General features: G+C 61.6%; 20 protein-coding genes. 8 read left to right on the forward strand and 12 right to left on the reverse strand.

Annotated features, from left to right (window positions below; translation table 11 throughout):
- Positions 1-12 precede the first annotated feature (12 nt).
- Positions 13-1,785, reverse strand: coding sequence for a malto-oligosyltrehalose trehalohydrolase (gene treZ / locus J2X43_RS00855; RefSeq protein ID WP_112386703.1), 1,773 nt, complete (start codon positions 1,783-1,785; stop codon positions 13-15).
- Positions 1,786-2,058: 273 nt separating this feature from the next.
- Here treZ and J2X43_RS00860 point away from each other — a divergent pair, with 273 nt between their 5' ends.
- The 3 genes from J2X43_RS00860 to J2X43_RS00870 all read left to right on the forward strand — a co-directional run bounded on the left by J2X43_RS00860 (position 2,059) and on the right by J2X43_RS00870 (position 5,696).
- Positions 2,059-2,319 carry a DUF2934 domain-containing protein gene (locus J2X43_RS00860; RefSeq protein ID WP_112386702.1) on the forward strand — a complete coding sequence of 87 codons (261 nt, stop codon included), beginning with the start codon at positions 2,059-2,061 and terminating at the stop codon, positions 2,317-2,319.
- Positions 2,320-2,644: 325 nt separating this feature from the next.
- Positions 2,645-2,815 carry a hypothetical protein gene (locus J2X43_RS00865; protein ID WP_310290116.1) on the forward strand — a complete coding sequence of 57 codons (171 nt, stop codon included), beginning with the start codon at positions 2,645-2,647 and terminating at the stop codon, positions 2,813-2,815.
- A 157-nt stretch (positions 2,816-2,972) separates the two neighbouring features.
- Complete coding sequence (locus tag J2X43_RS00870) at positions 2,973-5,696, forward strand: response regulator (RefSeq protein ID WP_112386700.1); 2,724 nt, start codon at positions 2,973-2,975, stop codon at positions 5,694-5,696.
- Here J2X43_RS00870 and J2X43_RS00875 read toward each other — a convergent pair.
- Positions 5,693-6,049 carry a hypothetical protein gene (locus J2X43_RS00875; RefSeq protein WP_112386699.1) on the reverse strand — a complete coding sequence of 119 codons (357 nt, stop codon included), beginning with the start codon at positions 6,047-6,049 and terminating at the stop codon, positions 5,693-5,695. The genes J2X43_RS00870 and J2X43_RS00875 overlap by 4 nt on opposite strands.
- 167 nt (positions 6,050-6,216) lie before the next feature.
- Here J2X43_RS00875 and J2X43_RS00880 point away from each other — a divergent pair, with 167 nt between their 5' ends.
- The 5 genes from J2X43_RS00880 to J2X43_RS00900 all read left to right on the forward strand — a co-directional run bounded on the left by J2X43_RS00880 (position 6,217) and on the right by J2X43_RS00900 (position 10,969).
- Positions 6,217-6,531, forward strand: a complete 315-nt coding sequence (locus tag J2X43_RS00880) for a plasmid stabilization protein (protein WP_112386753.1) — start codon at positions 6,217-6,219, stop codon at positions 6,529-6,531.
- A gap of 83 nt (positions 6,532-6,614) precedes the next feature.
- Complete coding sequence (locus J2X43_RS00885) at positions 6,615-7,340, forward strand: glutathione S-transferase (protein WP_112386698.1); 726 nt, start codon at positions 6,615-6,617, stop codon at positions 7,338-7,340.
- A gap of 11 nt (positions 7,341-7,351) precedes the next feature.
- Complete coding sequence (locus J2X43_RS00890) at positions 7,352-8,158, forward strand: Ku protein (protein ID WP_112386697.1); 807 nt, start codon at positions 7,352-7,354, stop codon at positions 8,156-8,158.
- A gap of 129 nt (positions 8,159-8,287) precedes the next feature.
- Entirely contained in the window at positions 8,288-9,478 is a 1,191-nt protein-coding gene (fdhA, locus tag J2X43_RS00895) for a formaldehyde dehydrogenase, glutathione-independent (protein ID WP_112386696.1), read from the forward strand.
- Positions 9,479-9,736: 258 nt separating this feature from the next.
- Positions 9,737-10,969 (forward strand): MFS transporter, encoded by a 1,233-nt coding sequence (locus tag J2X43_RS00900; protein WP_112386694.1) that lies wholly within the window; start codon positions 9,737-9,739, stop codon positions 10,967-10,969.
- 24 nt (positions 10,970-10,993) lie between these two features.
- Here the strand turns inward: J2X43_RS00900 and ligD are convergent, their stop codons facing one another.
- The 10 genes from ligD to J2X43_RS00950 form a co-directional block, all read right to left on the reverse strand.
- A complete protein-coding gene (ligD, locus tag J2X43_RS00905) occupies positions 10,994-13,501 on the reverse strand; it encodes a DNA ligase D (RefSeq protein ID WP_112386693.1) in 2,508 nt (835 codons plus the stop codon).
- 2 nt (positions 13,502-13,503) lie between these two features.
- On the reverse strand, positions 13,504-14,340 hold the full coding sequence (locus J2X43_RS00910; RefSeq protein ID WP_112386692.1) for a Ku protein: 837 nt from the start codon (positions 14,338-14,340) through the stop codon (positions 13,504-13,506).
- 23 nt (positions 14,341-14,363) lie between these two features.
- Positions 14,364-14,594, reverse strand: coding sequence for a DUF2188 domain-containing protein (locus J2X43_RS00915; protein WP_112386691.1), 231 nt, complete (start codon positions 14,592-14,594; stop codon positions 14,364-14,366).
- Positions 14,595-14,611: 17 nt separating this feature from the next.
- Entirely contained in the window at positions 14,612-14,881 is a 270-nt protein-coding gene (locus tag J2X43_RS00920; RefSeq protein WP_112386690.1) for a hypothetical protein, read from the reverse strand.
- Between the two features lie 288 nt (positions 14,882-15,169).
- Positions 15,170-16,201 (reverse strand): DNA topoisomerase IB, encoded by a 1,032-nt coding sequence (locus J2X43_RS00925; RefSeq protein ID WP_112386689.1) that lies wholly within the window; start codon positions 16,199-16,201, stop codon positions 15,170-15,172.
- Positions 16,202-16,219: 18 nt separating this feature from the next.
- Positions 16,220-18,373 carry a glycogen debranching protein GlgX gene (glgX, locus tag J2X43_RS00930; protein ID WP_112386752.1) on the reverse strand — a complete coding sequence of 718 codons (2,154 nt, stop codon included), beginning with the start codon at positions 18,371-18,373 and terminating at the stop codon, positions 16,220-16,222.
- Between the two features lie 272 nt (positions 18,374-18,645).
- Positions 18,646-19,440 (reverse strand): SDR family NAD(P)-dependent oxidoreductase, encoded by a 795-nt coding sequence (locus tag J2X43_RS00935; protein ID WP_112386688.1) that lies wholly within the window; start codon positions 19,438-19,440, stop codon positions 18,646-18,648.
- A 114-nt stretch (positions 19,441-19,554) separates the two neighbouring features.
- The gene (gene pcaF, locus J2X43_RS00940; protein WP_112386687.1) at positions 19,555-20,760 is read right to left on the reverse strand and encodes a 3-oxoadipyl-CoA thiolase; all 1,206 of its coding nucleotides are present in this window, start codon (positions 20,758-20,760) and stop codon (positions 19,555-19,557) included.
- Between the two features lie 10 nt (positions 20,761-20,770).
- Positions 20,771-21,475 (reverse strand): CoA transferase subunit B, encoded by a 705-nt coding sequence (locus J2X43_RS00945; protein WP_112386686.1) that lies wholly within the window; start codon positions 21,473-21,475, stop codon positions 20,771-20,773.
- Positions 21,472-22,179 (reverse strand): 3-oxoacid CoA-transferase subunit A, encoded by a 708-nt coding sequence (locus J2X43_RS00950; protein ID WP_112386685.1) that lies wholly within the window; start codon positions 22,177-22,179, stop codon positions 21,472-21,474. Before J2X43_RS00950 ends, J2X43_RS00945 begins: the two co-directional genes overlap by 4 nt.
- Positions 22,180-22,213: the final 34 nt, after the last annotated feature.

Below are 22,213 nucleotides of genomic sequence, written 5' to 3' on the forward strand. Positions count from 1 at the left end.
TGTGAAATGCGGTCAGGCAATGGCGAAAACCACCGATTCCGCCGGCAATCCCTCCCCATGTACCTCGCGGACCAGCTCGAAGATCGTCTGACCATTGACCGCGGGCAGCGTTATCGATTGCGACGTGAGGTTGGCACGCAGCTGCAGCCGCGCGCCGTCCATCGCCCAATCGATCGCCAGGGCGCCATCGGCGGTTTCCGGTGCCTCGGCCTGCATCCGCGGTGTCCGCTTCAGCAGCGGTACGACATGCTGTTGCCGGATCCGCGCAAGCTCCGCGACGAACGCTTTCCGGCGCCTGCCATCCGAAGTCTCGGCGCGCTGCCATTGCAGGGCTGAGCCATCGAAGGTCGCGCGCGCATTCGGGTCCGGCAGCGTCTCCTTCGATTGGCCTTCCTTCAGACCACCGAAGCCTTCAGCTTCCCTCATGCGGCCTTTGCGGATCATATCGCCGAGTTCGCCGGCGTAGTCGCAGAAGAAATAGAAGGGCTGCGTCTCCCCATATTCCTCGCCCATGAACAGGAACGGGATCTGCGGCGCCAGCATCATGATCGCTGTCAGCGTCTCCACCATCGGCGGCCGGGACAGGCTCAGCAAACGCTCGCCGAAGGCACGATTGCCGATCTGGTCGTGGTTCTGCAGAAAATTCACAAAGGCTTCGGGCGGCAGATAGACACGTTCGTCGCGCGGCAGCACCGGCGGATCGGCACGGTCGGGATAGACGAAGCCATGCTGCAGGGCGAGCTTCGTCTTTTCCCAGAGGTCGCCGGCAAAGGGCTTGTAGTGACCGTTGTCCTCGCCGGTTGCGATGATATGCGCGACATGGTGGAAATCGTCGTTCCATTCGGCCGTGTAGGTCTTGACCTCGCCTTTTTCATCCCGCTCCAGCAGACTGACGAGATTGCGCTGATCCTCGACGATCAGGTGAACCTTTCGGCCCGGAAAAGCGCTACGCACTTCTTTCGACAATTCTTCGAGGACATGGCGCTCCGACAGGTCATGGATCTGTTCGACGGCATCGAGCCTCAGGCCATCGAGCTGAAATTCGCCGATCCAATAGAGTGCGTTGTCGATGAAATAGCGGCGCACCGCGGGCTGAGCGAAATCGATTGCCGCTCCCCACGGTGTCTGGCGGTCGGCGCGGAAGAAATCCGGGGCATAGCCGTGCAGGTAGTTTCCTTCAGGGCCGAAGTGATTGTAGACGACATCGAGCAGCACCATGATGCCGCGGGCATGCGCTGCATCGATGAAGGCGCGAAAGTCATCCGGTGTCCCGTAGGCCGAATGCGGCGCGTAATGCAGCACCCCGTCGTAGCCCCATCCGCGCTCGCCGGAAAACTGCGCCACCGGCATCATTTCGATTGCCGTGATGCCCGCCCCTGCCAGATGATCGAGCTTGGAGATCGCGCTTGAGAACGTGCCCTCGCCGGTGAAGGTGCCGACGTGGATCTCGCTGATGACGGCCTCTTCCCAGTCCCTTCCCTTCCAGTCGGTCCGCCAGCGATAGACGCTGGCAGGCACAAGCGACGGGCCATGCACATCGCCGCGCTGCTGGCGCGAAGCAGGGTCGGGCACGGCGCGTCCATCTCCGAGAACGAAGACGTAATCCTGTCCTTCGAGCGGTCCGGGCACGCGCGTCTCGAACCAGCCATCACCGGTATCTTGCATTGCATGGCCGGCGCCAGCCAGCTGCAGAACAACCGCCGCTTCTCCCGGTGCCCAAAGCCGGAACTTGGTCTCATCGCCGTCCCTGATTGGCCCCCAGGCGTGCTTCGCATTGCCGGTCATGCCGTCCCCTTGTCGCTGATATCCGAACATGTTCCGAAATCCGTGATCGCGCCGGTTGTTCCATCGGTACAGACCCACGAACATTAGCAGTGAGAAAAGCACAAGTTTTGTGCAGTATTGCAGGCTGCCAGCGAGCAAAACTGCCCATTTATATTGCACCGCAAACAATATTTTGCAGTGTGTCAAAATTCTTCTTGAAACTGCATGATTCCTCTGGAACCATCCCATCTAGTCTAGCGTTTGACTGCGGCATGTTGTGACGGGAGATCAGCGATGGCAGAAACTCGCGACGAGTGGATCAAGAAGCGTGCATATTCCCTCTGGGAAGAAGAGGGCCACCCGACGGGGCGCGATTCAGTTCATTGGGAACAGGCAAGGAAAGAGCGCGAAACGCTCGAGACCTCTGCCGCATCCAAGGACGGCACCGAAGTCAAGACCAGGGCAAAGCGGACCACAACGGCCGGTGCCAAGACCAATGGCGCCGTGAAGGCCGTGGCCGCACCCAAGAAGACGGCAAGCCGCAAATCGGCTTAGCCTGACATCATTTATCCGATCTTCGCAGACGCGCGGAAACCCGCGTCTGCCTATTCGTGTCATATATCTGAATTACTTGCGTTTTATGGTGTGATTCATGGAGCAGACAGCTCCCCGGGGGATCGATCAGGCCAAATGAAGACCACAATCTGGCATCTTCAAAATATTGCCGCGAAATGGCCACGAATGGCGGAACCAAAGCCCGCCTGGAATGTTATTGGCGGGAATGGGAGAACCGCCATGAACAAAGGCTATTTCGACGTCATCCTCGTGTCCCTGATCGTAGCCAGCTGCTACATGTTCATAGCGCCGGTGTGAGGGAACAATGCTTGTCCTGACGATCGCCGCGCTGGCCTATTTTCTGCTCGCTATCGGGCTGGTGATTATCATCGACAATATGGTCGGCTTCGTCTTTCCGGAGCGCCGTCCGGCATCCGGCCGCTTCTTCGATCTGACCAAGGCGATCGCGGTTGCCCAGCGCTTCGGCCGCAAGTAGTTCCCCCATCTCCGGCAGTCCTTCGCGCGCAAGAATACACGCGTGTTAAGCTTATTTTCCGTCAGGCCTTTCCCAATACGTGCGACCCTCTATTTTAGCCTGCAATTGGGCAGAATCGCGCTGCGAAAGCAGCGGCATCGCACGGAAGTGAATTTGAATGACGGGGCAGACTGAAGGCGATTGGCCGAAGGGTGGCGGCGGGATCGGCAAAATGCTTCGGGATCCGGAGTTCCGCGCCTCAGGTCTGGGACCTGTCGATCAATGGCCCGCCTCGCTCCGCTTCATCGTCGACGCCGCCCTCGATTCCCGCCATGCCAAGTTCATCGCCTGGGGTCCGGACCTCGCCTTCATCTACAACGACGCCTATGTGCCGATCTTTTCGGAGCGCCATCCACATGCTCTCGGTCGTCCCTTCAAGGAAGTCTGGAGCGATATCTGGCCGCAGTTCGAGCCGATCGTAAAGGCAACGCTTGACGGCCAGGCGCAGCTTTTCGAAGAGCTGCTGGTTCCGATGCGCCGCGGCGGCAAGCTTGCGGATGCCTGGTTCACCTTCTCCTATACGCCGCTACGCGACGAGACCGGCTCGATCGTCGGCATTCTCTGTGCGACGATGGAGGTCTCCGGCCAGGTCACCGCGAAACGTGGCGAGCGGCGGGCGCTCGATGAACTCCGGATCAAGTCGGATGCGCTATCGATCGTCAATGCGGCGGGATCGGCGATCACCGCCGAGCTGAATGTCGAGCGTCTGACGCAAACCGCAGTCGATGCCGGCGTAGCACTGACCGGCGCCGAGTTCGGCGCCTTCTTCTACAATGTCGATGACGGAGAAGGCGGCAGCTATATGCTCTATGCCCTGTCGGGCGTTGACCGGAAGAACTTCGAGCGCTTTCCGATGCCGCGCAACACCAAGGTCTTCGCGCCGACCTTCAATGGTGAAGGCGTCGTACGCTCCGACGACATCCTGCTCGACCCACGCTATGGCAAGAACGCGCCGCATGCGGGAATGCCGAAGGGCCACCTGCCCGTGCGCAGCTATCTCGCCGTGCCGGTCAAGTCGCGCGACGGCTCGGTGATCGGCGGCCTGTTCTTTGGCCATGCGCAACCCGGCCGCTTCAATGATGCCGCGGAATCGAGCCTTGTTAGCCTCGCCGGCCAGGCCGCCGTGGCGATCGACAATGCGCGCCTCGTTCGCGCCCAGGAGATGGAACTCAATCAGCGCCGCAATGTCGAGGAACAGCTCCGGCGGCTGAACGAGACGCTCGAGGTTCGTGTTGCCGCAGAGATCGCCGATCGCCAGCATGCGGAAGCTGCCCTCCAGCAGGCGCAGAAGATGGAATCGATCGGCAAGCTGACCGGTGGCGTGGCGCATGACTTCAACAACCTGCTGCAGGTGATTTCGGGCAATCTCCAGCTGCTTGGCAAGGATGTCTCCAGCAATACCCGCGCCAAGGAGCGTATCTCCAACGCCCTCACCGCCGTCGATCGCGGTTCACGGCTTGCCAGCCAGCTTCTGGCCTTCGGCCGCCGCCAGCCGCTGGAACCGAAGGTGATCAATATCGGCCGCTTCGTCTCGGGCATGGACGACATGCTGCGCCGCGCGCTGGGTGAGGAAATCGAGGTTGAGACCATCGTCTCCGGCGGGCTCTGGAACACCTTTGCCGATCCGATCCAGATCGAGAATGCCCTGCTCAATCTGGCGATCAACGCTCGCGATGCAATGGATGGCTCGGGAAGGCTGACGATCGAGGTCGGCAACGCGTTTCTCGACGATTCCTACAGCCGCACCCATCCCGAGGTCGTTGCCGGCCAATATGTCGTGCTCGCCGTCAGCGACACCGGTTCGGGCATGACGGCTGATGTCATCGAGCAGGCTTTCGAACCGTTCTTCTCCACCAAGCCGGAAGGCAAGGGCACCGGGCTCGGCCTGTCAATGGTCTATGGCTTCGTCAAGCAATCCGGCGGGCATGTGAAGATCTATAGTGAGATCGGCGAAGGCACGACGCTGAAGCTGTATCTGCCGCGCTCCTTCCAGAGCGAGGATCGTATCGCCAGCATCGAGACCGTGCCTGCCGTAGGCGGCACCGAGACCATTCTGGTCGCCGAGGACGACGAAGGCGTGCGCGCCACCGTCGTCGAGATGCTGACCGATCTCGGTTATTACGTGCTTAAGGCCCGCGATGCGCAGAGCGCGCTGACGGTCATCGAGAGCGGCGTCCATATCGACCTTCTGTTCACAGATGTCGTCATGCCCGGCACGCTGAAGAGCCCGGAACTGGCCCGCATGGCGCGCGAACGGCTTCCGCATGTCGGCGTCCTCTACACATCCGGCTATACCGAAAACTCCATCGTCCATGGCGGCCGTCTGGATCCGGGGCTGGAGCTGCTTTCGAAGCCTTATACCCGCGAAGCGCTGGCCCGGAAGATCCGCCATGTGCTTGCCAATCAGGCCCAGCGCCGCCAGAGCGCCGCAGCGGCAATCAGCGCGCCCGGAACGCCGCCGCGCGAAATCGTCCAGGAAAAGCTCAAGCTGCTGCTGGTCGAAGACGACGCTTTCATCCGCATGGATACAGCCGAGATCCTGCAGGATCTCGGCTATGACGTGATCGAAGCCGAGAGCGGCGAACGCGGCGTCGAAATCCTCGCTGCTGCCTCGGTCGATATCATCGTCGCCGATGTCGGGTTGCCGGGTATGTCCGGCCCCGCCTTTGCCGCCAAGGCGCGTGCGGCATTCCCGTCCGTCGGATTGGTCTTTGCCACCGGCAATAGCAGCCTTCCGGAAGCGGCCCGCTTTGCCGGCTCCGTGTTGCTGACAAAACCCTTCAGCAGCACGGCTCTCGACACAGCCATCAAGACCGCGGCCCAGCAGCGCCCGATCGCCTAGAACCCATCGAGCTTGTGGCTGCCGCTGTTGAACTCGGGATATTTGCGGACGATGTCATCGGTGCTGACGCAGCTGTCGTCGCGCGCAATCAGTTCGACCGCCAGACTGTCGCCGATATTAAGCGCGCCGCCAGGGTGATAGACGGGAATACGCGCGCCACTGGCGCTGATCAGCACGGCATCGCTGGCGAAGCCGCGTTGCAGCAGCCAGTCGCGCGACGCCATCAGGCGAACGTTGATCTCAAAGGATTGGCCTGTGCCCTTCCTTACCTTGAGGCTGTAGGCCACAGGCGATAGCTGGCCATTCAGATCGATCTTGCCGTTTCCATCGGCTTCGCTGATGTGGTTGTCCATGTCTGTGCTCCTTCCTTTTTGGTCATGAGGTTTCAGGACTCGCCGCCAAAAACGGGGTCAACGCGATTTTTGTTCCGTTTACGTAAGAATCGTACCGCGCCGCGGAATGGACGGAACTTTTCAAGTTCCGGGCGGTTGAAACTTGTTTGGAGCAACAGGAGGCGATGATGCCCAGAGGCGAAAAATCGGCCTATATCGGCAAGCAGAAGCGCAAGGCGGAGCATATCGAAGAGAGCTACGAGGATCGCGGGCTCTCCCACGAGGAGGCCGAGCGCCGGGCCTGGGCGACCGTCAACAAGGAAGACGGCGGCGGCAACAAATCCGGATCCGGCCGCGGCAAGACGGACACCCACGTCTCCGCGGGAAAGGGCGGCCGGACCGGCGGCAAAGCCTCTGCCTCACGCACGCCCGCCGAGCGCTCCGCTTCCGCCAGCAAGGCAGCGGCAACTCGCAAGCGCAATGCGCAACACGCTCATCACTGATGGTAAAAGCCGCGCCTGTTGACGGATGCGCCAGCCGCTACACTTCAATGGATGAAACATGGCGTATCTGGCCGGGGAGTTGAATGGCATACGAGCTCTATTATTGGGACGGCATACAGGGTCGCGGCGAATTCGTCCGCCTTGCGCTTGAGGAAGCTGGCGCCAGCTACATCGACGTGACGCGGGAGCCCGGCAGAGGCACGGGCGAAATGATGGAAATCATGAAGAGCGGCTCGGGTAGTGACATCCCCTTCGCGCCGCCATTCCTGAAGGACGGCGACCTGATCATTTCCCATGTCGCCAACATTCTGTTCTATCTCGGAGCGAAGCTTGACCTGGCACCGAAGCATGATACGGCGCGCTATGTCCTCAACGGCCTGCAGCTGACGATCACCGATTTCGTCGCAGAGGTGCACGACACGCATCACCCGATCGCAACGTCACTCTACTATGAAGACCAGAAGGAAGAGGCAAAGGCGCGCTCGGGCGAGTTCATCAAGGAGCGCATCCCCAAATTTTTCGGCTATTTCGAGCGCGTCATCGCCAACAACCCGAAGGGGCCGGCGCATATCTCGGGCGACAAGCTAACCTATGTGGACCTGTCGCTGTTTCAGGTGCTCAAAGGACTGCGCTATGCCTTTCCCAAGGCGATGAAGGGCTCGGCGGAGACATATCCGTTGTTGCAGGCGCTGCACGATAGGGTCGAGCAGCGGCCGAATATCGCTGCCTACCTGAAATCCGCTCGCCGCCTCGCCTTCAACGTAAACGGCATTTTCCGCCACTATCCGGAACTGGACAAGGCGGCCTGAGGAGAACCGAGATGCCCCGGCAGACATTCTGGAAAGGCTATCTGAAGCTCTCGTTGGTGACGGCGCAGGTGTCGCTGACGCCGGCGACGACGGACAGCAACAAGGTGCGGTTCAACGTTTTGAACCGCAACACCAAGAACCGCGTCGAAAGCCGCTATGTGGACAGCGTTACCCACCGGGCGGTTGCGGCCAGGGAGCAGGTGAAGGGCTATCCGCGCGGCGAGGACGATTATGTGCTGCTCGAAGATGCCGAACTCGACGAGGTCGGCCTGGAAAGCACGCGGACGATCGATATCGACACGTTCGTGCCGCGCGGCTCGATCGACTGGATCTGGTACGACAAGCCGCATTTCCTGGCACCCGAAGACAAGGTCGGGACCGAGGCTTTCTGCGTCATCCGCGAGGCGATGGCTGCCAATGACGTGGTCGGCATCGCCCGGCTGGTGCTCTATCGCCGCGAACGCGCGGTGCTTCTGGAGCCGCAGGGCAAGGGGATCGTGCTCTGGACGCTGCATTACGGCGACGAGGTTCGCGAGGCTGTGGGAACGGTCGCTATCGACGCCAAGCCCGATGCCAAGGTGCTGGCGATGATGAAGAAGCTGGTGAAGGACCAGACGCAGGACTGGAGCCCCGCCCTGATGCAGGATCCGGTGCAGAAGCGGCTGCAGAGCATTATCCGCGCCAAGCTGAAAACCATGAAAAAGGCGGCACCGGCCAAGAAGGCACCTGCTGTCAAATCGACAGGCAATGTCGTCAATATCATGGATGCCCTGAAGAAGAGCCTGGCGAAAGAAAGCGGCCAGCCGAAGCGGCACTAACAGGCCAATTCCGGACCCAAACCGTCGCATTCGGAACGGTGCCTGTTTGCATATGCTCTAATCTGTGAGCACAGCCCGCAGCGGGAGGAGCCCTGCGGGATGGCGGCATTTTCAACGGAGGAGACGAGAATGAGCAAGAATAGAGGCGTAGTCTATCTGCGGCCCGGCAAGGTCGAAGTCCGCGACATCGACGATCCGAAGCTGGAGGCCCCCGATGGCCGCCGCATCGAACATGGCGTCATCCTGAAAGTCATTTCCACCAACATCTGCGGCTCCGACCAGCACATGGTCCGCGGCCGCACGACAGCCATGCCCGGCCTGGTTCTCGGCCACGAAATCACCGGCGAAGTCATCGAGAAGGGCATCGATGTCGAGATGCTCGAAATCGGCGACATTGTCTCCGTTCCGTTCAATGTTGCCTGCGGCCGTTGCCGCTGCTGCAAGTCGCAGGACACCGGCGTCTGCCTGACGGTCAATCCGTCGCGCGCAGGCGGCGCCTATGGCTATGTAGACATGGGCGGCTGGATCGGCGGTCAGGCCCGCTACGTCACCATCCCCTATGCCGACTTCAACCTCCTGAAGATTCCGGATCGCGACAAGGCGATGGCCAAGATTCGCGACCTGACCATGCTGTCCGACATTCTGCCGACCGGCTTCCATGGCGCGGTCCGCGCCGGGGTGGGCGTCGGCTCGACGGTGTATGTCGCCGGTGCGGGTCCTGTCGGCCTTGCTGCCGCCGCCTCGGCCCGCATCCTCGGCGCTGCCGTTGTCATGATCGGCGACTTCAACAAGGATCGTCTGGCGCACGCCGCCAAGGTCGGTTTCGAACCGATCGACCTGTCGAAAAGCGACCGTCTCGGCGACATGATCGCCCAGGTCGTCGGCACCAACGAAGTCGATAGCGCCATCGATGCCGTCGGCTTCGAAGCCCGCGGCCATGCCGGTGGCGAACAGCCGGCAATCGTCCTGAACCAGATGATGGAGATTACCCGCGCCGCAGGCTCGATCGGTATTCCCGGTCTCTACGTCACCGAGGATCCGGGCGCCGTTGATGCCGCCGCCAAGCAGGGCAGCCTGTCGCTGCGCTTCGGTCTCGGCTGGGCGAAGGCGCAGTCCTTCCACACCGGCCAGACCCCTGTCATCAAGTACAATCGCCAGCTCATGCAGGCGATCCTGCACGACCGTCTGCCGATCGCCGACATCGTCAACGCCAAGGTCATCTCGCTCGAAGATGCCGCACAGGGCTACGAGAGCTTCGACCAGGGCGCGGCGACGAAATTCGTCCTCGATCCGCATGGCGTGGTGTCGAAGGCAGCCTGATTTCGGAAGGGGCGGCGCAAGCCGCCCTTTTCATATGTGCTCGCGATTGACCAGCCCAAGGTTTGCCGCTAGCTCTAGGCAATGATGATCGCAACGGTTCTCGTAGTGGTGATAGGGCGCATGGGCAGGATGGCGTAGCCATCCGGCGAAAGCACCCATGCGCGGTAAGCAGGCTCCCGGCGGGGCCTTTTTTATTGCCTGGATTCCGGGCAGCGGCCTGCCGGACATCCCTCTTCCCATCACCCGAGAGACCGACCGATGACCGGACAATCCGCATCCGAACCCGCGCCCGCAGGGCAACTTCAATCCGTGCCGCCGCGGCTGATCACCCTGATCCTGCTGACCGCCCTCTCCGTCCTACCCGTCAACCTGATCCTGCCGTCCCTGCCGGAGATTGCCGCCGATCTGCGCGCCGATCCGGCACTGGTGGCGCTCTCCGTCGCCGCTTATGCTGCGCTGACCGCCTTTGCCGAGATCATCGGCGGCGCCCTGTCCGATCGCTTTGGCCGCAGGCCGGTCGTGCTTTCCTCGCTGTCTGTCTTCATCCTGGCCTCAGCTGGTTGTGCGCTTGCGGATAACATTCATGTCTTCCTGCTCTTCCGTACCTTGCAGGCGGCCATTGCGGCCTGCTTCTCGATCGCGCTCGTCATCGTCAAGGAAAGCTGGGGCGGGCAGAAAGCGGCCAGCAAGTTCGGCTATCTCGCCATGGGCTGGGCGGTAGCACCAATGATCGGGCCGACGATCGGCGGATCGGTCAGCGAGCTTTTCGGCTGGCGGGCAAATTTCGTGATGTTCGCGGTGCTCGGGGCAATCATGCTGGCGCTCGCCGCCCGTGAGATCCGTGATGAGACCGGGAAGCGGAAAACTCACTCACATGGCTATCTCGCGGCATACCGGCTGCTGCTCGGCTCGCCGCGTTTCCTCGCCTATGCCGCCTGCATGGCCTGCTCGATGGGAACGCTTTACGTCTTCCTCGCCGGCGCGCCGCTGGTCATGAACCAAGCGCTCGGCGGATCAAGCGCCAGGCTTGGCCTCTACATGGGACTGGTGCCCGCGGGCTTCATCCTCGGCAGCTATCTCGCAGGACGGTATGCTGGCCGCATTCCAATCGCCGCCGTATTGGTTGCGGGACGCGCAGTCACGTGCACCGGATTGCTCGGCGGCCTGGCTCTTGCCGTCGGCGGATTGACCGCGCCTCCCGCCTTCTTCGCGGCCTGCATCTTCATCGGCATCGGCAACGGGCTGACCATGCCTGCCGCCAATTCGGGGATACTGGCCGTCCAGCCCGATCTCGCGGGCACGGCTGCGGGGCTAGCGGCGGCCGTCAGCGTTGGCGGCGGCGCCGTCATCGCCTCGATCGCCGGACTTCTCCTCAATGACGCTTCGAGCGGCCGGGATCTGCTCTACGTGATCCTCATCCCAGCGGCATTGGCTCTTGTCAGCGCCGGTCTTGCTTGCCTGCTCGACCGGCGGAAGCCGATCGCGGCATGATCAGACGAGAGCGATCCCGATGCGTCAGGACCGCTTCTTCTTTTCTAGAGGCCTCGCTGCATCGAAGAAATCGGCCCAGGGGTCGCTTGACAGCGCGTTGACCCTCGCCGGCGCGTTGTCGACGGTGAAATAAGCGGGGCCGATCTCGCCTGTCAGCTCGCTCCAATCGATGGGCATCGAGACCGGCGCACCTTTGCGGGCGCGGGCCGAATAGGGCGCGACGGCAGTATTGCCGCGCCCGTTGCGCAGATAGTCGATGAAGATCCTGCCCGTTCGTTCGGCCTTTGTCGCCTTGGCGATGTAGCGGGATGGGTCGGAGGCTTCCATCGTGTCGGCGATCCATTTGGCGAAGGCTTTCACTTCGGTCCAGCCCGCCTTCGGCGCCAGCGGCGCCACGACATGCAGCCCCTTGCCGCCCGAGGTCTTGACGAAGGCAGCCAGCCCCTCGCCTTCCATGAGCGCCTTGATCTCATGCGCCGCCGATATCACCGCGTCCCATGGCACATCATCGGCCGGATCGAGATCCATGGTCACCATATCGGGCTTTTCCCATTTGGCGGTCGTCGCGCCCCAGGGGTGGATCTCCAGGACGGCCGACTGCACCAGCGCGACGAGCCCGTCGAAATCCCTGATCCGCAGCAGCTTCTCGCCGCTGCGATCCTTGGGGTCGGCGATCTCTTCGATATATTCGTTCATTCCCTTCCAGGCGTGTTTCTGGAAGAAACGCTGCTTGCCGGCAATGCCATCGGGAAGGCGCAGCAGCGAGAGCGGCCGGTTGACGACGAACGGCTTCATCAGTTCCCAGACATGGGCGTAGTAATCGGCCAGCCCGGCCTTGGTAATGCCCTCGTCGGGCCAGTAGATGCGATCGGGATGCGTCAACGTCACGCTCGATACCGGCAGTTCTTTTGCAGCAGTTCCACCCATTTCGCGCCCCACATCCTTTGCCGCCTTGTCTTCGCGCAAACCGCGGAAAGCCGCATGGCGGAGATTACCATCGGCTGACCAGGCGCCAAACTCAACCTCGGCAACCATATCAGGCTTGACGAACACCAACCCGCGGCGCTCCTCGGCCGTCAGCTTGCCGTCGAAAGGACTGGCGGATTGCTCGATCTTGGAGAGCTGAGTGTAGAGATTGTGCGAGAGCTTCGCGGTATATCCGGTACCGACGCGCCCGACATGTTTCAGCTTGCCCTTGTCATAATAGCCCATGGCGAGCGAGCCGATGGCGCTCTTCATCGAGGTCGAGGGCACATAGCCGCCAATGACGAATTCCTGGCGCTTGACGCATTTCGATTTGATCCAGTCGCCGGTGCGGCCTGACACATATTTGCTGTCGCGGCCCTTAGAGATGACGCCTTCCAGGCTGAGCTGGCAGGCGTGGTCGAGAACCAGGCCGCCATTCTCGTCGAAATGATCGCTGTAGCGCAACTTGCTACTGCCCGCCGGCAGCAGCTTTTCCAGCAGCGCCTTGCGATCGATCAGCGCTGCATTCTGCAGATCATGGCCGTCGAGATAGATCAGGTCGAAGGCATAGAAGGAGAAGCGGTCGCTACGCCCCTCGCTCAGATCGTGCTGGAGTGCCGAGAAGTCCGATGCACCGTTCTCGCGTTCGACGACCAGTTCGCCGTCGATCAGCGCGGTCTCGACAGGCAGTTCGCCGAAGGCGGCAGCGATCTCTTCCCCGAATTTCTCCGTCCAGTCCAGGCCGGTGCGCGTCAGCATCGCCACCTTCCCGTCGCGGATGCGGATCTGCAGGCGGTAGCCGTCGAACTTGATCTCGTGGATCCAGCCGTCGGCGGCCGGAGGACGCGGCTTCAGCTTGGCAAGCACCGGCTCGACGAAATCGGGCATCGCCGCCTTGCGCACACCCTTCGGCCATTGGTGAGCCTGCGGCTTCGCCTTGGCCTTGGTTGCAAGCCTGGCTGCCGCCTTCCGGCCATTCGGCTTCGAATTCCAGGTATCATCTGGGTTCTTGGCGACCTGTTCGATCGTCCGGCCGCTCTTGGCCGATTCCGGACGCTTCTTGAGGATGTCCTCGCGGCCATGGCGGGCTTCGGCGTCCTCGCCCTTGATCAGCAGCCAGTTCTCGTGCTTTTCGCCCGGCTTGCCGTGCATGCGGACGAGATGCCAGCGGCCTTTCAGCTTGTCGCCGTCGAGCTCGAATTCGATATGGCCCTTTCGATAGGCTTTCTTCGCATCGTAAAGCGGCGTCCAGGTTCCCTGATCCCAGACGATGACGGTGCCGCCGCCATATTGCCCCTTCGGAATGACGCCTTCGAAATCGCCATAGGAGAGAGGATGATCCTCGACATGGACGGCCAGCCGCTTGTCATCGGGGTTCAGGCTGGGGCCGCGCGTCACCGCCCAGCTTTTCAGCACGCCGTCCATCTCCAGCCGGAAATCGTAGTGCAGCCGCGTCGCGTCGTGCTTCTGGATGACGAAGCTGTTGCCCTTGCTCTTGCCTTTTGCGCCGCGCGGTTCGGGAGTGGCCTTGAAGTCGCGCTTCTGCTGATAGGTTTCGAGCGCCATCGTCAGCTCGCCTTCTTGCGGCGGCTGGATGCGCTGGCGGCAGGCTTACCAGATCCGGATTTGCCGCCGATCTTGGCGCTTTGGCGCAGCGCCTCCATGAGATCGACGACCTTGCCCTCCGGCTTCGGCTTGCGCTTCGGCGGCTCCCGGCCCTCGATCTTGGCTTTCACGAGTTCGGTCAGTGCCGCCTCGTAGCGGTCCTCGTATTCGGCCGGATTGAAGCTGCCCTTCTTGGTGCCGATGATGTGGCCGGCAAGCTCCAGCATTTCCTTGTCAAATTTGATATCGGGAATGTCCTTGAAGACTGTCTCGGCGGAGCGGACTTCGTAGTCGAAATTGAGCATGGTGGCGATGACGTGATCGCCCTGCGCGCGGATCAATAGCGTCCGGTTGCGGCGGAACAATACGGCCTGGGCGAGCGCTGCGACCTTGTTGTCGCGCATGCTGCGCATGATCAGGCTAAGCGCTTCGGCATCGTGATCCTCGACTGGCGCCAGATAGTACGGACGATCGAAATAGAGCTTGTCGATCTCTTCCAGCGGGATGAAGCTCTGGACGCCCATCACCTTGTCGCTCTCCGGCATGACGCTGGCGATCTCGTCACCTTCGATGACGATGTATTCGCCATTGTCCATCCTGTAGCCCTTCACCTGGTCTTCGCGGTCCACGGGCTTTCCGGTTTCGCTATCGACAAACTGCCGCTCGACGCGATGGCCGGTCTTCCGGTTGATGATATTGAAGGACAGGCGGTCCGACGATGAAATGGCCGTGTAGAGACCGACGGCGCAGACAAGGTCGCCGATCTTCAGATGGCCTTTCCAGCTTGCCCGCGCCGCCATGTCACTCTCCTACGCTTGTCCCGTCAGAGCCTGCTTCCGCTCTTGTCCGTTTCCAGGGGTTGAAACTGCCAGCCGCCATCCGGCGAGGGATAGGCGAGCGTGGCATCGCCGGCCCCGATCTTCTGCCGCGACGCAGCACTTCGCGCCCGGTCTGCGGCTTCCTCGGCCGTGGCATAGGTCTCGGAAATGGTTTCGCCGAGCTTGTAGGCCCAGCCTTCGTCATGCGGCACGATCTGATATGTAATATCCACCATCTTCAGCTCCTCTTTCTTCAGTCGTAGTCGCGTGGCGCACCTTTGCGGCGCTCATCCAAAGCTATGATCTTTTCGACCGATGCGATCTCGTCGCTGGTCACCGGCCTGACGGGATCGGAGGCGATCGCTTCCAGCACCGCGTCCGACAATCCGCCATTGCGGATGACCCATTCGAGCGTCTCGCGCGTCTCCCGCTCGGCTTTCAGCTGCGCGTAGAGAGCGACGATCAACCGGTCGCGGGGATCGAACTTTCGGTCCTTGTCAGCCGCCTTGCGGACATTCGGCATGGGAGCGCCCTTTCAGAATGACTTCCGATCAAGCTTTTCAACGAGATGTAAGAGAATTTGTTCCGCGGCCACCGCTTTAAAGCCAAGTTTGCAGATCGCGCGTCGCATTTCAGGAACGATCTGGCGCTTGAGTGGTTCTACTTCTGCGACCGCACTGATTGGAGCGCGCATTTACTGCGACATCGGCGCGGCGAGTAGATCGAGGAAGGCCGTCTTTCAGAAGCGGCTGCTTGATAAGACCTCCTGTTATCTTGAGAAGCCCGCGCTCCCGAGCGCGGGCTTTTTTCATCATCTTGAAGAGGGCGTGATGCCCGCTTCGCGCATCAGGAAATCGAGCAGGCGGTTTTCCTCGGCGCGAAGACCGCGCAGCGGCTCCGCCGGCTCCGGCAGTTCTTCCGCCAACGCGCTGCCGCGGTCCGAAAGAGCGATGATGCGCGGGTGGATATAGCTGGAGCGCGAGATGGCCGGCGTGTTGTGCAATACTTCGGCCGAGGCCTCCGCCATCTCTTTCACAGTTGGGTGGCGGCCATCGAGGATTGCGCCGCGTGCCGCGCCGAACCCGGCAAGCGAGCCCGCCCAGGTACGAAAGGTCTTGGCGGAAATCGCGATGCCGGAAATTTCGGCCAGATAGGCGTTGAGCCTGCCGGACTCGACCGGCTTCAGCGATCCCGTCTCGTCCTTCCAGACAAAAAGCTGGCGGCCGGGGAGATCGGCGATTTCTTCCAGGATTTTCTGCAACCGCGGATGCTTGAGGCTGCGCTGCACGCGCTTGCCGCCCTTCGCCCGAAATTTGAGCTCGATTCTGCCGTCGTTCAGCTTGATGTGGCGCTTGAGTAGCGTCGTTGCGCCATAGGTGCCGTTTTCCCTGACATAGGCCTGATTACCGACGCGCAGATGTGCTTCATCGAGCAGCGTCGTCAGCGCCGCAAGGACGCCCCTGACATCGTCGGCGCCGGTGTCGAGATCTCTGAGAGCCTGCCGGCGAATCTTCGGCAGCGCCTGGCCGAATTCGATCAGCTGATGGAATTTCTCGACGCTGCGGAAGCTGTTCCAGTCCTTGTGATAACGGTACTGCTTGCGCCCGCGCGCGTCGTAGCCGGTTGCCTGCAGGTGGCCGTTTTCCTGCAGGCAGATCCAGACACCCTCATAGGCGGGCGGCAGACCGAGCGATGCGATGCGCTTCTTTTGATCCGGATCGGATACCAGCGAACCATCCGGCAGACGGTAGGAAAAGCCCTTGCCCTTCCGGCTGCGGCGGATACCCGGTTCGGTATCGTTCACATAGGTCAGTCCGAGCTCAGTTATCGCGTCCGCATTCATCGCTTTGTTCTGGGCCTGTCACTTCTTCTTGCGGCCGAAACTGAACCAGCGGCGGCGCTCGGCGGTATCGGCATCCTTGGGCGGCTCGGTGGCGCCTTTTGGCGCAAACACCGCGATACTTTCGCGATAGAGCGTGAACGGGTTCTCTGCGTGGATGACCTCGAAGGCATCGTCCGCCCCGGTCTCGACGAGGCGTTGCCATTCCCTGACACCGTTCACCTCCGGCAAATTGATCTCGCAATCGCCACCGGCATTGAAGAGCATGTAGAGACCCTGCATGTCCTCGTTCTCGGGTGCGCTGACGCTGCGCGACAGATAGACCCCAAGCACGCGCAGCTCGCCATCGTTCCAGGCGCCGTCATCCATGAAGCTGCCGTCGGCCTTGAACCACGCGATCTCGATCCGGCCATCCTCGCTGGTTTCGCCGGTCAGGAAGCGCTCCTGGCGCAGCTCGGGATGGGCTTTGCGGAAGCCAATCATCTTCTGGCAGAAGGCCAGGAACGGATCGTCGAGACCGCTCCAGTCGATCCAGCCGATCTCGTTGTCCTGGCAATAGGCGTTGTTGTTGCCATGCTGGCTGTTGCCGACCTCATCGCCGGCGACGATCATCGGCACGCCCTGAGACAGCATCAGCGTCGCCATCATGTTGCGGCGGCGCCGCGCGCGATTGTCGTTGATGCCCTGATCGTCGGTCGCGCCTTCGGCGCCCATATTGTCCGAATGATTGTCGGAATGGCCGTCATTGTTGTCCTCGCCATTCGCTTCGTTGTGCTTGTCGTTGAAGGACACCGTATCCATCAGCGTGAAGCCGTCATGGGCAGCCAGCAGGTTGACTGAAGACGTTGCGCCGCGGTCGGAATGATTGAACTGCACCGAGGAGCCGGTGATGCGCTGCGACAGGCTGGAAACCAGACCGCCGTCGCCCTTCCAGAAGCGCCGGACATCGTCGCGGAACTTGTCGTTCCACTCGCGGAAGGGATGCGGGAAACCGCCGACCTGGTATCCGCCCTCGCCGACATCCCACGGCTCGGCGATCAGCTTGACGCCCGCCAGCATCGGATCCTGACGGATGGCGCTGAAGAAAATGCCGGCACGGTCGAATTCGAGATCCTGGCGGCCTAGCGTGCTGGCGAGATCGAAGCGGAAGCCGTCGATATGCATGACGCCGACCCAATAGCGCAGGCTGTCGAGCACCATGCGCATCACCATCGGGTTGGCAATGTTCAGCGTGTTGCCGGTGCCCGTCGTATCGAACGTATGGCGCGCATCGTCTGGCGAGAGAATGTAGTAGCTCGCATTGTCGAGGCCGCGGAAGGAGAGTGTCGGGCCGCGCTCGCTGCCTTCAGCGGTGTGATTATAAACGACGTCCATGATCACTTCGATGCCGGCCGCATGGAACTTGCGGACCATCGTCTTGATCTCGGTGATCTTGTCGCTCGACATGTAGCGCGACTGCGGCGCGAAGAAGCCGAGCGTCTGGTAGCCCCAGTAATTGGTCAAGTTCTTTTCTTCGAGATACCGGTCGTTCGGGAAGAACTGGATCGGCAGAAGTTCGATGGCGGAAATGCCGAGCTTCGTCAGATGATCGATGATCGGATCGCTCGCCATGCCCAGGAACGTACCGCGCAGATGATCGGGCACCTTGGGATGGGTCATCGTCATGCCGCGCACATGCGCCTCATAGACGATGGTTTCCGTCCATGGCCTGCGGATCGCCTGGTCGCCATCCCAATCGAAATCCGGATCCTGGACGACACCCTTGACCATGAAGGGCGCACTATCGCGCTCGTCGAAGGACAGATCGTCCTTTCCGATCGCATATCCGTAGAGAGCATCATCCCATTTCAGATCGCCCTTCACCTGCTTGGCATAGGGGTCGAGCAGCAGCTTGTTGGGATTGAAACGGTGGCCGTTCTTCGGATCGTAAGGGCCGTGGGCGCGATAGCCATAGACCGTTCCCGGCCCGACGCCGGCGATATAGCCCGACCAGATGTCGCCCTCGCGCTTGGGCAGCGCCAGCCTCGCCTCTTCCTTCTTGCCGTCGGCCGAAAACAGGCAGAGTTCCATCTGTTCGGCATGGGCAGAGTAGACGGCGAAATGCGTCCCGGATCCGGTATATTCCGCACCAAGCTCCGGCTTGAGGAAATCGAGTTCCGAGAACGAATAGCTCATCTTTGTGTCGCCCATCCTTTATGTCGCTTCATTATACGGTTTTCGCTGCCGCGGCAGCTGACGAGGCGGATGGGCAATTCAGCCAGCAGACACAGCAAAGCACTGCGTCCGGCAGCGTTGCCCGGCACAGCGATTGGAGTGGCTTGGCTTGAACATGATCATCCGTCTCAGATAACAAGGAACGGCGATCGCCTTCCCCCGTCTCCGAAACGTCAAGGGAACCCGAAGGTTCCCTTGTGCAGTGCAAAATATCGGGGAGAGAAAATGCCGGATTACGGCATCAGCTGGCCGCCATTCACTTCGATGATCTGGCCGGTGATGTAGCCAGACAGGGTCGGCGAAGCGAGGAAGAGATAGGCGCCGACGCAATCTTCCGAAGTGCCGACAAAGCCCATCGGGATCGACTTGCGCTGCATCTCCATCTGCTCGTCATTGGTATAGCGCTCATGGAACGGCGTGGCGATAACGCCGGGCGCCACTGCATTGACGCGGATACGATCGCCGACAAACTCTTTGGCATGGCCGCGGGTAATCGTCGAGACGAAGCCCTTGGATGCCGCATAGAGGATCGCGCCGTTACCGCCGCCATTGCGGGCGGCGATCGAGGTGGTGTTGATGATGAATCCACCCTGCTTCTTCAGCCAGGGATGAGCGGCGCGCACGGCAGCGAGAACCGAGCGTGCATTGAGGTTCATGACGTTGTCGTAGTGCTCGTCGGTATATTCGGCGGTCGGCTTGCGGCCGAGCATGCCGCCGGCATTGTTGATCAGGCCGTCGAGATGGCCGAAGGTCTTTGCCGTTTCTTCGACGACGCGCTCGGTCTCGCCCTCTTTCGATACGTCACCATGCACGAGATGCACGGTGGCGCCGGTGGCGCGGATTTCCTCGGCGAGTTTTTCGGCCGGTTCGCGGCTGGCATTGTAATGAATGCCGACCTTCATCCCCTGTGCCGCGAAGGCGCGGGCAAGTGCGGCACCGATACCGGTCGAGGCGCCGGTGATGAGCACCGCCTTGCCGACCAGATCCGGCAACTTGATGGACGCGAGTGATTGAGCAAGATCAGCCATGGCTGCAAAGCCTCCCTAAAACCAATGAAGTGTGATTATGGCTGGGAGTCTTAGCAGCAGGCGTCGCTGATCGGCAATGCCGAACACGCGAATTTGTACGATGACCGGCTGTCCCTAGACCCGCTCCAGCGCTACGGCGATCCCCTGCCCGACGCCAATGCACATGGTCGAGAGCGAATAGCGGCCGCCGGTTTCGGCAAGTTCCAGCGCCGCCGTGCCGGTGATGCGGGCGCCCGACATGCCGAGCGGATGACCGAGCGCGATCGCCCCGCCGTTACGATTGACGCGGGCATCGTCATCGGCAATCCCGAGTTCGCGCAAAACTGCCAGACCCTGCGAGGCAAAAGCTTCGTTGAGTTCGATGACATCGAACTGCTCCTGTTTGAGGCCAAGCCGCGCCAAAAGCTTGCGCGAAGCCGGGACCGGGCCGATGCCCATGATCCGCGGCGGCACGCCGGCGGCGGCACCGCCGAGAATGCGGGCGATCGGCCTGAGGCCGTATTTCTTCGCCGCCGCTTCGGAGGCGACGATCAGCGCAGCCGCGCCGTCATTGACGCCGGAGGCATTGCCCGCGGTAACCGTCCCGCCTTCCTTCTTGAAGGGTGTGCCGAGCTTGGCGAGCGTTTCGATCGAGGTGGCACGCGGATGCTCGTCCCGGTCGACGACAACGGCATCGCCCTTGCGCTGTGGAATGGTGACGGCGCTGATTTCCTTGGCCAGCCGGCCGCTTTCCTGCGATGCCGCGGCCTTCGCCTGCGAGCGGACGGCAAAGGCGTCCTGATCCGCGCGGCTGACCTTGTAATCCTCGGCAACGTTCTCGCCGGTCTCCGGCATGGAATCGACACCATACTGCTTCTTCATCAACGGATTAACGAAGCGCCAGCCGATCGTCGTATCGTAGATCTCGGCATTGCGCGAGAAAGCCGTATCGGCTTTCGGCATGACGAACGGCGCCCGCGACATGCTTTCGACGCCACCCGCAATCATCAGCTCTGCCTCGCCGGAACGGATCGCCCGGGCTGCCGTGATGACTGCATCCATGCCCGATCCGCAGAGCCGGTTGATCGTCGTGCCGGATACGCCGAGCGGCAGGCCTGCCAGCAGCAGCGACATGCGCGCCACATTGCGGTTGTCCTCGCCCGCCTGGTTGGCGCAGCCGAAGACGACGTCATCGACGGCCTCCCAATCGACGGAAGCGTTGCGCTCCATCAGCGCCTTCAGCGGCACGGCACCGAGATCGTCAGCGCGGACGGAGGAGAGCGAGCCGCCGAAGCGGCCGATCGGGGTGCGGATGTAATCGCAGATGAAAGCGTCAGCCATCGGTCAGTCCTCAGAGTTCGGGCACGATGAGATCGGCGACCGGGCCTTCGACATGCAGCTTGGCGCCGGTCATTGCCTGCAGTTCCTCGACAGTCATGGCGGCAAGCTTTTCGCGCAGCACGAAGCGGCCCTTGACGATATCGATCACTGCATGGCTCGTGTAGATACGCGTGATGCAGCCGACTCCAGTCAACGGGAAGGTGCATGTTTCGACGAGTTTCGGCTCGCCGTTCTTGGTGACATGCTCGGTGATGACGCAGACCTGCTTGGCGCCATGCACCAGATCCATCGCGCCGCCGACGGCGGGCACGCCCTTCGAGCCGGCGCGCCAGTTGGCGAGATCGCCGTTTTCAGACACCTGATAGGCGCCGAGGATCGCGATATCGAGATGACCGCCACGCACCATGGCGAAGCTGTCGGCATGGTGGAAGAAGGCAGCGCCCGGCTTCAGCGTCACCGCCTTCTTGCCGGCATTGATCAGATCCCAGTCTTCCTCGCCCGCAGCCGGCGCCTCGCCAAAATTCAGGATGCCGTTTTCGGTATGGAAGATCGCCTCGCGGCCCTCGGGCTGATAGCGGGCCACCATCTCAGGAAAACCGATGCCGAGGTTGACATAGGCACCGTCGGTGATGTCCTGAGCGGCGCGCCAGGCGATCTGGGCGTTCGAAAGCTTGATGTCTTCGCGTGTGTCGATCTTGCTTGGTTCAGGGGTCATACGTAAGCCACTCCGGCTCGAATGAGCTCTTCTTCCTGTTGCGGATTGGCGATCTCGACGACGCCATCGACGAAGATGCCGGGTGTCACCACCTGTTCCGGATCGATGCCGCCGGCCGGCACCAATCTCGACACCTGGGCAACGGTCTTGGCCGCCGCCATGCACATCAGCGGGTTAAAGTTGCGGCCCGCCTTGTTGTAGGTCAGATTGCCATGCGTATCGCCGAGATGCGCCTTGACGATCGCAAAGTCGGCTTTCAGCCAGCGTTCCTGCACATATTTCCGGCCGTCGAACTCGGCAATCGGCTTACCCTCGGCAAGCTCGGTGGCATAGGTCGTCGGCGTATAGAATGCCGGGATCCCGGCGCCGCCGGCACGGATGCGCTCGGCAAGCGTGCCCTGCGGCACCAGCTCAAGCTCGATCTCGCCCGCCAGATACTTGTCGGTGAAGGCGCGCGGGTCGGACGAGCGCGGGAAGGAGCAGATCATCTTCCTGACCATCCCGGCATCGATCATCGCCGCAATACCGATCCGGCCATTGCCCGCGTTGTTGTTGATCACGGTCAGGTTCTTCGGCCCCTTGTCGATCAGCGCGTGAATGAGCTCGATCGGTGCGCCCGAACCGCCGAAACCGCCTATCATGACGACGGCGCCATCGCCGATTTCGGAAACGGCATCCGCCGCGCTCCGGATTGTCTTGTCCATGCCGGATATCTCCTCGCCTGGCATCGCGAGGCTC

It is taken from the genome of Rhizobium sp. BE258 (assembly GCF_031457345.1).
GTDB lineage: Bacteria > Pseudomonadota > Alphaproteobacteria > Rhizobiales > Rhizobiaceae > Rhizobium.

What these genes read in the sequence shown, in the direction of transcription:
- treZ (WP_112386703.1), bottom strand. Translation starts at nt 1,785, where the DNA reads ATGACCGGCAATGCGAAGCACGCCTGGGGGCCAATCAGGGACGGCGAT.
- J2X43_RS00860 (WP_112386702.1), top strand. Translation starts at nt 2,059, where the DNA reads ATGGCAGAAACTCGCGACGAGTGGATCAAGAAGCGTGCATATTCCCTC.
- J2X43_RS00865 (WP_310290116.1), top strand. Translation starts at nt 2,645, where the DNA reads ATGCTTGTCCTGACGATCGCCGCGCTGGCCTATTTTCTGCTCGCTATC.
- J2X43_RS00870 (WP_112386700.1), top strand. Translation starts at nt 2,973, where the DNA reads ATGACGGGGCAGACTGAAGGCGATTGGCCGAAGGGTGGCGGCGGGATC.
- J2X43_RS00875 (WP_112386699.1), bottom strand. Translation starts at nt 6,049, where the DNA reads ATGGACAACCACATCAGCGAAGCCGATGGAAACGGCAAGATCGATCTG.
- J2X43_RS00880 (WP_112386753.1), top strand. Translation starts at nt 6,217, where the DNA reads ATGCCCAGAGGCGAAAAATCGGCCTATATCGGCAAGCAGAAGCGCAAG.
- J2X43_RS00885 (WP_112386698.1), top strand. Translation starts at nt 6,615, where the DNA reads ATGGCATACGAGCTCTATTATTGGGACGGCATACAGGGTCGCGGCGAA.
- J2X43_RS00890 (WP_112386697.1), top strand. Translation starts at nt 7,352, where the DNA reads ATGCCCCGGCAGACATTCTGGAAAGGCTATCTGAAGCTCTCGTTGGTG.
- fdhA (WP_112386696.1), top strand. Translation starts at nt 8,288, where the DNA reads ATGAGCAAGAATAGAGGCGTAGTCTATCTGCGGCCCGGCAAGGTCGAA.
- J2X43_RS00900 (WP_112386694.1), top strand. Translation starts at nt 9,737, where the DNA reads ATGACCGGACAATCCGCATCCGAACCCGCGCCCGCAGGGCAACTTCAA.
- ligD (WP_112386693.1), bottom strand. Translation starts at nt 13,501, where the DNA reads ATGGCGCTCGAAACCTATCAGCAGAAGCGCGACTTCAAGGCCACTCCC.
- J2X43_RS00910 (WP_112386692.1), bottom strand. Translation starts at nt 14,340, where the DNA reads ATGGCGGCGCGGGCAAGCTGGAAAGGCCATCTGAAGATCGGCGACCTT.
- J2X43_RS00915 (WP_112386691.1), bottom strand. Translation starts at nt 14,594, where the DNA reads ATGGTGGATATTACATATCAGATCGTGCCGCATGACGAAGGCTGGGCC.
- J2X43_RS00920 (WP_112386690.1), bottom strand. Translation starts at nt 14,881, where the DNA reads ATGCCGAATGTCCGCAAGGCGGCTGACAAGGACCGAAAGTTCGATCCC.
- J2X43_RS00925 (WP_112386689.1), bottom strand. Translation starts at nt 16,201, where the DNA reads ATGAATGCGGACGCGATAACTGAGCTCGGACTGACCTATGTGAACGAT.
- glgX (WP_112386752.1), bottom strand. Translation starts at nt 18,373, where the DNA reads ATGAGCTATTCGTTCTCGGAACTCGATTTCCTCAAGCCGGAGCTTGGT.
- J2X43_RS00935 (WP_112386688.1), bottom strand. Translation starts at nt 19,440, where the DNA reads ATGGCTGATCTTGCTCAATCACTCGCGTCCATCAAGTTGCCGGATCTG.
- pcaF (WP_112386687.1), bottom strand. Translation starts at nt 20,760, where the DNA reads ATGGCTGACGCTTTCATCTGCGATTACATCCGCACCCCGATCGGCCGC.
- J2X43_RS00945 (WP_112386686.1), bottom strand. Translation starts at nt 21,475, where the DNA reads ATGACCCCTGAACCAAGCAAGATCGACACACGCGAAGACATCAAGCTT.
- J2X43_RS00950 (WP_112386685.1), bottom strand. Translation starts at nt 22,179, where the DNA reads ATGGACAAGACAATCCGGAGCGCGGCGGATGCCGTTTCCGAAATCGGC.